The 9,501-nt window shown below is 50.6% G+C and carries 7 protein-coding genes; 6 read left to right on the forward strand and 1 reads right to left on the reverse strand.

What is annotated here, in order from left to right:
- Positions 1 to 1,063, forward strand: a 1,063-nt coding sequence (locus QVO99_RS10245) for a malectin domain-containing carbohydrate-binding protein (protein ID WP_288177185.1), incomplete at its 5' end; no start/stop codon positions are given.
- A 210-nt stretch (positions 1,064 to 1,273) separates the two neighbouring features.
- Here QVO99_RS10245 and QVO99_RS10250 read toward each other — a convergent pair.
- A complete protein-coding gene (locus tag QVO99_RS10250; RefSeq protein ID WP_022317522.1) occupies positions 1,274 to 1,918 on the reverse strand; it encodes a hypothetical protein in 645 nt (214 codons plus the stop codon).
- A gap of 271 nt (positions 1,919 to 2,189) precedes the next feature.
- Here QVO99_RS10250 and QVO99_RS10255 point away from each other — a divergent pair, with 271 nt between their 5' ends.
- From QVO99_RS10255 to QVO99_RS10275, 5 genes are all read left to right on the forward strand, one after another.
- On the forward strand, positions 2,190 to 3,752 hold the full coding sequence (locus tag QVO99_RS10255) for an ATP-binding protein (protein WP_022317523.1): 1,563 nt from the start codon (positions 2,190 to 2,192) through the stop codon (positions 3,750 to 3,752).
- A 121-nt stretch (positions 3,753 to 3,873) separates the two neighbouring features.
- Positions 3,874 to 5,421, forward strand: coding sequence for an alpha-L-fucosidase (locus QVO99_RS10260; RefSeq protein ID WP_022317524.1), 1,548 nt, complete (start codon positions 3,874 to 3,876; stop codon positions 5,419 to 5,421).
- Between the two features lie 93 nt (positions 5,422 to 5,514).
- The gene (locus QVO99_RS10265) at positions 5,515 to 7,212 is read left to right on the forward strand and encodes a hypothetical protein (RefSeq protein WP_022317525.1); all 1,698 of its coding nucleotides are present in this window, start codon (positions 5,515 to 5,517) and stop codon (positions 7,210 to 7,212) included.
- Positions 7,213 to 7,628: 416 nt separating this feature from the next.
- Positions 7,629 to 8,498, forward strand: coding sequence for an Rpn family recombination-promoting nuclease/putative transposase (locus tag QVO99_RS10270; protein WP_022317526.1), 870 nt, complete (start codon positions 7,629 to 7,631; stop codon positions 8,496 to 8,498).
- 474 nt (positions 8,499 to 8,972) lie between these two features.
- Positions 8,973 to 9,299 (forward strand): energy transducer TonB, encoded by a 327-nt coding sequence (locus QVO99_RS10275; RefSeq protein WP_022317528.1) that lies wholly within the window; start codon positions 8,973 to 8,975, stop codon positions 9,297 to 9,299.
- The last annotated feature ends 202 nt before the right edge of the window (positions 9,300 to 9,501 follow it).

Consider the following 9,501-nt stretch of genomic DNA (forward strand, 5'->3'; position numbering starts at 1 on the left):
GGGCGGCGACGCCCTCGTGGCACGCGGATACTGCAAAGACCGTCTGGTGAGCTGCGACTCCCTCGCCATGCCTTCGTATAACGCATGGAACGAGGATATCATAAAGCCTGCCAACGGATACAACTACATAGCGCGCATAAACTGTGGCGGCGACGACTATGTGGACAGCTACGGACTGACCTGGCAGCAGGACAACAGCAGCTGGTCATCGTCGTGGGGCGACGGGTTCAAGAAGGAGACCAGCCCCTATCAGGCGAGCCAGACGTATAATCCGCTGATGTTCGCATCGCCGCTCTTCCGCAGTTCGCGATTCGGCAGACACCGTCTGTCGTACACCATACCGGCGCAGCCCGGCGACTATCGCGTGGAACTCTATTTCATCGAGCCTTGGTGGGGCAGGGGAGAGTCGGCGACTACCGATTATGAGGGCTTGCGACTCTTTGATGTGGCGGTGAACGACACCACACGAATCCGTAACCTCGATCTCTGGGCACAGGCGCGCTACGGCAGACCATACAAGCGGGTGCTGAATGTTCACAACGAGGGCAAGGAGATACGTATCGACTTCCCGAAGGTGAATGCCGGACAGGCTGTCATCTCTGCCATCGCCGTGGCGACCGAAAACCACGACGTGAAGCCGGTGGAGAAGAAACCGAAGAAGGAGAGCAAGACGATGTGGGCAGACTTCGAGAAAGAGACCTATGCCGCCACACCCGACAGTCTGCTGCCGCCGAAGACCAGCAGTGCCATCACCGCAGAGGGAATTCTGCACAAGGGAACGATGACGTTTGAATACAACGTGGGTGTGGCAAAGGTGTATGCCTTGAGATTCCGCTACTACAATCCTGAGAAGGAGCGCACGCTCCACGTGAAGATAACCGACCTCAACGGTGTGGTATACAAGGAAGACGACATCACCTTCGTGAAGACTCCGGAGAAGAAGACCAAGCGCCGCAACACGAGCATCACCACTGGTTCGCAGACCAATGCCGGCAGCTATAAGGTGACTCTCACGGGCGACGGCATCGACAGGATGCTCTTCGAGAAACTGACGATAGAATAGAATATCTGGGTGTGAAGAAGCACAGAAAACAGAATCGCTCAAACATTATGTCTTGAAAACAATATTGTTCAAAGCATAATGTTTGAGCGATTTTTTTGTTTTTATTATCCCTAACAGGGCTTCAGGGCTTGTCCGGGTTTTGTCTTTCAGAAGAGCGACTTTATCACCAATGGGTTATAAGAACTTGATTTGTCTTTCAGAAGAGAGGTCTTATCCGTCGTCGGGCATTCCGCCCCGGCGATACACCTTCAGTTCCATCCTCTTGGAGTCGGTTTTCAGATGGTTGTATGCCTTGCGGATGTTCTTGTATATGTTCTTGTTGAGCGATGCCACATAATCCTCATGACTTTCAAATCCGTCGAGCGGCACATGATAGCTCGTGCGCTCCTTCAGTTCGCCGCCAATTCTCTTCATCACGCCGGCGAAGGGAGCCGCCATAGGCACATCGGCAAAGCTGATCTTCATCCCCTTGAGTGCCGTCTCGATATATCCGGCGATGGCAGCCGTCATCTCCCCGTCCCACTCCCCTGTGTAGGGGCAGCTGATGTTGAGCACTCCCGCCACTCTGCATGAGGGAATCCTCACCTTCTTCGACAGTCGTGTCACCAGTGTGGGTATGATGGCGAACGGTCTGCCGTCGAGTCTCACCAGATGGTAGCGCATCGCAGAGGCAAACTTGCCGAAGCCCCTGGTGGTGTGGCGGAACAGGAATTCGTTCCATTCGTAAGTCTGATAATATGTGTATTCAACGTATCTGACGCCGTTCTCCTCCGCTTTCCTGTCGAGTTCGGTCCATTCCGTTTTGATTTCGTTGATATCGTTGTGGCTGCTGAATGATAATAATCCTTTTGGCATAGTGTGGTTTTGCTGATTGTACCCAAATGGTTTGATGACCGATTGGGACTTGATGATGTGTCATTTTTCGTAGGCAGGTGCAAAAGTAATGAATAAAAACAGAATAATATGCAATATGTCCAAATAAGTGGCGGCGAAAATATTTCATCATCACTATAAGGGCTGTTGTATCTCATATTTGACATTGGGGGGATTGAAAATAGTGGCAACTTTTTGAAATGCCGGAAAAACTTCGTAAATTAGCGGCGGAAACAAAAAAGAGCAGAATGTTATGAGTGAAATTGTGAATTGTTATCCTGTGGGCATCCAGACTTTCAGAAATATCCGTGAAGGCGAATATCTGTATGTCGACAAAACCGGCTACATCGCAGACTTCAGAAGGAAAAAGATGAAATACGTTTTTCTGAACCGTCCCCGGCGGTTTGGCAAGTCACTCTTTGCCTCTACGCTTCATTCTTATTTCGCTGGTGATAAAGAACTGTTCAATGGGCTTGCCATTGCAGAATATGAGAAAGAGTGGGCGAGCCATCCTGTGTTTCATTTCGACATGAGCGGTGCAAAACATTTTGATGCGGAGTCGCTTGTGAAATACCTTGACTGGCTTCTGAAGCCTTATGAGCAGGAATATGGACTGTCTGCCGATGGTGGGGAGCCTAATACGAGGATGGCAGACCTGGTGAGGAAGGCTTATGCGCAGACAAACAGGAAAGCCGTGGTCATCATCGACGAGTATGATGCCCCTTTGCTTGATGTAGTGCATGAGAAGGAGAATCTTGTCACCCTGCGCAAGATAATGCAGAATTTCTACAGCCCTCTCAAAATGCTCGACCCATACCTTGAGTTCGTCTTTATCACGGGAATAACGAAATTCTCCCAGCTCAGCATCTTCAGCGAGTTGAACAATCTCGACAATATCAGCATGCTCAACCAGTATTCTGCCATCTGCGGAATTAGCATGACGGAGCTAACTACTGTTATGAAGCCCGATGTGGAAGGACTTGCCAAGGCTCTTCATCTCACGTATGAAAAGACTCTTGAGGCATTGCGGCAATATTACGACGGTTATCATTTCAGTGAAAAATCAGAAGATATTTTCAATCCGTTTAGTGTGATAAAATCCTTGAACGGACAGGACATTTCGTCTTATTGGTTCGGTTCCGGCACGCCGACATTCCTTCTCAAACAGCTCGACAGATTCAATGTCAATCTCTCGTCGTTGGAGGAACAGGATGTCACGCTTGATTCATTCGACCGTTCTCCGGAGGAAATGACGGATGCATTGCCGCTGCTCTATCAGAGCGGCTATCTCACTATAAAGAAGTATGACCCGATATTCAAGGAATACACCCTTGGCATTCCTAACAAGGAAGTTCGCGACGGACTGCTTTTCTCTATGGTTCCGCATTATCTGAATCCGCGCCGCACCGACAATGATGCTTTCCTCCTTGGTTTCTGCAAGGCTGTGTTCCGCGGTGATATAGATAAGGCATTGGAGTGTATGCGCATCTATATGGCAACCATCCCATATGACCTTGAGAACCATACGGAGAAGCATTTCCAGACCATATTCTATCTTATGTTCAGTTTCTTGAACATATATATCAAGACAGAGGTGAAGAGTGCTGTCGGTAGGGCAGATGCCGTGATGTATATGCCTGACACGGTGTATGTCTTCGAATTGAAGGTAGACAAAAGTGCCGATGAGGCTCTGCGTCAGATTGATGAGCGTGGCTATATGATACCATATCAATCATCCGGCAGACATCTTGTTAAAATAGGCATAAGTTTCGACAGCAAGACCCGGACGATTTCGGATTGGAAAATCTGCAAGTAGGCATTCGTGGCAGAATGGTTGGGAATCCCGAAACAGGGGGATGTGATATTTAGGGATTTCCATTTCGTGGCTTTGCGACTTTGAATCAGTTAAGAACCCAATTGTTTTTCAAAACATATAGATGACATTTATAAAGAAAATCCACATCTTGTTGTCGGCATTGAGTCTGGCTGCTGCGGCACCCGCCACTTTGTCGGCACAAAACAATTTCCAGTTGGTTGAGGAGAGCATGAGCAATTCGGACAACACACCGGCTCCCGTATATCCGGTGCCGAGCGACCGTCAGCTCAAATGGAACGAAACGGAATTCTACGCTTTCTTCCACTACGGCATGAACACCTATACCAACCAGGAATGGGGGACAGGCATGGAGCGTGAGACAGTATTCGCACCGACACAGAAACCCGACCCGAAGCAGTGGCTTGAGGTGGCAAAGAAGGCTCATATGAAGGGTGGCATCGCCGTGGTGAAGCATCACGACGGCTTCTGCCTATGGCCTACAGCAACGACAGAGCACTGCACACGCAACTCTTCCGGCTACGGAAAGGATGTAGACATCCCGAAGGACTTTGCCGATGCCGCACGCGAGCTCAACATGAAATACGGCTTCTATGTCTCTCCGTGGGACCTGTCGAGTCCGTATTGGGGCAAGAAAGACAGCAACGGCAACTATACCGACGAGTATGCAAGGCTCGTGTTCCTGCCTCAGTGTGCAGAGCTTGCACAGTATGGTAAAGACCAGTTTGAGATGTGGTTCGACGGCGCTACCGGTGGCGACTATGCAGGCGGTTATGGCAGCTACACCACTTCGGAGAAACGCACCATCGACAACTCGCAGACATACTACGACATTCCCAACCTCCGCGACTCTATCCACAATCTCCTTCCCGACGTCGTAATGTGGGGCGTTGGCGACGAGGTACGCTGGATAGGCAACGAGAACGGCTATTCAGGACAGACATGCTGGTCAATGGGCGACGGCGAGACGGGCAGTGAATACGCATGGATGTGGGCAGCCGGCGAGAGCGACGCCAGATCTACAAAAGGCTGGTTCTGGGACTCAAACCTGGACAACGAGGTGAAGACTGCCGAGACTCTCTTCAAGATGTATCTTGAGACAGTAGGCCGTAACGCCACCTTGCTGCTCAACCTCCCGCCAAATCGCGCCGGCCTTATCGACGACTCTGTTGCAGAACAGATGGAGGCACTCGGCGACTTGCTCGACAAGCGCCTCGGCACCGATCTCGCAAAGAGCGCTACCGTGACAGCCGACTGCACCCGCGAGGCTATGGGCAACGGCAACTACGAAGCCAGGAATCTGATTGACGGAAACAAAGACACATATTGGGCAACTCCCGACGGCAGTAAGAAGGCTGTCATCGAACTCAAGTGGGACACGCCGCAGACAGTGCGCTACGTTTCGCTCATGGAGTATATCAAGCTCGGACAGCGCATCAAGAAGTTTAAGATCGAGACAAGTGAAGACGGAGTGACATTCACCAAGCGCGGTGGCAATCAGGCAACGACAACCGTGGGTTACAAGCGCATCATCCCACTCAACGGCTCAACGGCAGAATACTCTACAGACGGCTATATGGCAAAGGCTATACGCATCACCATCGAGAACTCAAGGTCTTGTCCGCTGCTCCACACAATAGAAGTGTTCTAAAACTGCACAGGCTGTCTCTGGAATACTACATTAAAGCGGTATGATGACCATTTTGGCTAATACTTATTCCATCAAGCAAAAAGCAAAGAAACAATGAACATAAAGAAATATATCTGCCTTGCGGGCCTCATTCTTCCTGTCGTCGCTATGGCGCAACAGGACAAGACACTCTGTGACTTCGAGACTCCGGAGAGCTACGTGAGTGTGCGTGCATACGACACATGTCCTATATCCCCCTTCAACCTCAACAGACTCAAGGGTAATGTGCAGGTGGTTGACAACGACCTCAACGAAGTGGACTCCGATTTGGGTTACGCTCCTGATGAATCGGCAAAGATTCTCGGCGTGCAGCGCTCACGCTACGGCAGCAACACCTTCGGCGCTCTCGTAGAACTGAAGGAGCCGTTCGCTCTTGAAAAAAAGACACAATACATACACGTGAAGATCAGCTCCACCCGTTACACCCAGTTTATGCTCATCGGTCTGGGCAACCGCGACGACCGTCCTTGGCAGCCGGCAACGACAGAGCAGTTCTGGAGCCTGCCCACAAAAATCGGTACGGCAGGCAAATGGAAGGACGTGGTGTTCCCGGTCACGGGAGCCAAGGGCGTCACTATCAAGAGCCTCCTCGTTGTAGTAGACCGTCAGTCGCCTCACGACCAGAAGAGCGACTTCGCCGTATTCATCGATGATATCATCCTCAGCAGCAAGGTCGCTCCGTTCTTCTCAAAACCGGTTTACCCGATCAACTACAACAAGACGACAGCCCACACACGTGCCGACCGCTACATCAAGTCTGTTGGCCTCGGTTCGCAGACCGCAGCAGTAAACCAGGACACGGACAAGAAACTCTACATCAAGAACCTCGACGACATCTTCCTTGCCAGACCAGGCGAGACGGTCACGCCTGATATCAGTTGGAAAGGCGAGCGTATGCATGGGTATGCTTACCTCGACAAGGGTAACGACGGCAAGTTCAACGTTGATTACACCGACACCGGCATCACCGACAACAAGGACCTCGTAGCGTTTTCTTACTATAAGGGCGAGGACAGCAAGGGCGGTACGGCAAGCGACGACTGCGGCGTGGCAATGCCTTCGTTCAGGATTGCAGAAGACCAGACACCGGGCATCTATCGAATGCGGTACAAAGTGGACTGGGACAACGCAGACCCCGGCGGCAGCACCACAACAGACAACAATATCTCGGACAACGGCGGAGGCATCGTTGACGTGCTCGTAAACATCCACGCTGACGAGGTGGATATCTACCGCGCTGTTGAGGATAACGGCGGTGGTCTGAACGGTGAGATTCTCCTCTCCAACGGCAAGCCGGTGACAGGACAGACCACTCCCTTCGGTCGGTCATTCAAGATAAAGACCCAGCCGGCAGAAGGCTTCCTGCTCGACTACGTGAAGATTCGCCATGGCTACAATCTTGAGGGGGCGAACATGCTGAATGAGAATCCGCAGTGGAAGGAATACACAGTGCAGGCTTCACAATTCGTCAACGGTGAGTATACCATCCCTGCCGACTGCGTAGATGGCAATATCCGTTTCGTGCCGTACTTCAAGAGCAAGCCTTCAGGCGTTGACAGTCCTACACCAGCGACATTCACCGTGAAGGCTGGCAAGGGCGAGATCGTTCTCAACGCCGAAGTGGCTACGAGAGTGGAGATCGTAAACCTTCAGGGCAGCTTGTTGTTCAGCGGCACAATTGAAGGCTCACGCACAATCTGCGTTCACCAGGGCGTCTACATCGTTAACGGCGAGAAAATTCTCGTGTGGTGATATGATATTCACTCAGAATATAATCGAAACGCCATAACGAATCACATAGGTCAGAATTTCCCCCACGGCGTGGGGAATAGAACCCCCTAATGTGGGGTTTCCTTCCCCACGCCGTGGGGGAAAATTTCGTGTATATGGTTTAGCCCCAAATCTGTCGTTTGGACTTGTAGGGATTCTGTTGTTGTTCTTGCATAGAGGATTTTTGTTGGGTTAAGACTAAATAAGTAGGTTTCACTTCCTTTAATTTTGTGTTTAAAAGTAATTGGATTATCTTTGCATAAGATAAGCTGCGGCTCGGCAATAAATCTCAAATAACATTTGGATTATATTGCTCTCGCCTTGCATTATCTTTGCATAAGATAAGCTGCGGCTCGGCATAAGAAAAGCTGTATAGACAACTAAAAACCATTATCGTTATGGCAGAGAATAAATACATACGTTTTGACTGGGCAATGAAACGCCTGCTCAGACAAAAGGCAAACTTCGGAATTCTGGAAGGATTGCTCACTACGCTGCTTGGAATGAAAATAAAAATTAGGCAAATGCTTGAGAGTGAAGGTAATCAGGATGATGAGAACGACAAATATAATCGTGTGGACATGCTTGCTGAGAACGACAAGGGTGAACTGTTTCTCATTGAGGTGCAGAACAACACGGAATACGCATATTTCCAGCGTATGCTTTTCGGTACGTCTAAGCTCGTGACGGAATATATAAAGAAAGGCCAAGGCTACGAGAACGTCCGAAAGGTGTATAGCGTGAATATCGTTTATTTCTCGCTTGGAAAAGGCACCGACATCGTATACCACGGCAAAACGGAATTCCGTGGCATACACAATGGCGATCTGCTTGAACTCAGTCCGTTCCAAAGACAGAAATTCAATGTGGACGAAGTAAGCGACCTGTATCCTGAATATTACATCTTGAAGGTGAACGACTTCAACCGAGTGGCGAAAAGCTCCATAGAAGAATGGGCATATTATCTGAATACAGGTGATGTGCCTAAGGGAGCCAAAGCACCTGGTATGGAAGAAGTGAAGGAACAACTCAAGGTGGACCGCATGAGCAAGGCTGAACGCTCTGCTTATTACAAGCATCTCGACAATATCGTGATACTCCGCGACAATATCTATACGGAGCGTGAGGAAGGCAGACTTGAAGGTCGTGCAGAAGGTCGTGAGGAAGAACGCAGGCAGAATGCAAGAAGAATGAAAGACTTGGGACTGCCGGCAGAGACGATTTCTACTGTCACCGGACTCACTCTGGAAGAGGTGGCAGAACTGTGATTGCCCTTGTTATTCAGGCATCACATATATTAACGCATTACGCACAATGGCAAAGATGAATATACATATCGACTATACGGCGAACAGGACCACGGGAGTCCTGCTCGGACTCGTCTTTGCCCTCACGCTGCTGTTCGTGGCACTGGAATGGAGAAGCGGCGGACCGCAGATGTTTGACGACATGGATGTTGACTCCGACCCGTCGTTCGACCCGGAACTGCTGGCGCGGCAGCAACAGAAAGACATGATAGCATATCTGAAGCCGGGAACAACGCCGAAGGCGGTGACGGATAAGATAAAGGCGGTGGACGAACAACCGCAGACGGAGATGCCCACGAAGATGGACCAGCCGAACGGAGATGCCGACGATGGCAAAGGAGTGGGCAACGCCGGACAGGCTGCCGACGNAACGCCGGACAGGCTGCCGACGACAGCAGCAACGAGACAACGGCACAGGCTCCCGTGGCAACCGACATGAACGACAATCCGCTCAACTTCAGGATTGTGGAGAAACTGCCCGAATTCCCCGGCGGAATGGTGGAGTTCATGAAGTGGATAACCAGCAACCTGCGCTACCCGCAGGCGGCGCGCGACCAGAAGATACAAGGCAAAGTGGTGGTGGGATTCATCATCGGCAAAGACGGAACCGTGTCGGAGCTGAAGGTGGTGCATAAGGCAGACCCGCTGCTCGACGCCGAAGCACTGAGGGTGCTCAGGAGAATGCCGAAGTGGAAGCCCGGCGAGGACAAGGGCAAACCTTGTCTCACATATTTCTGCATACCAGTGAACTTCGTGCTCTGATAATGGCATGAAGAAGATGTCGGCATGAAGGAGAAACCTTGGTCTGAGGGGATGCCCCTGCGAAGATACATACATAACGGAATAGAAAACATAACACATAACTGTAATGCAAAAAATGCAAAGACTATTGGGCAGCATGCTCATTATCATCAGTCTTGTCTTGGCAGCTCCGGCAGATGCCGCCGCACAAGACAAGGCGACA

Source organism: Prevotella sp. CAG:592 (assembly GCF_000436015.1).
GTDB classification, from domain to species: Bacteria; Bacteroidota; Bacteroidia; order Bacteroidales; family Bacteroidaceae; genus Prevotella; species Prevotella pectinovora.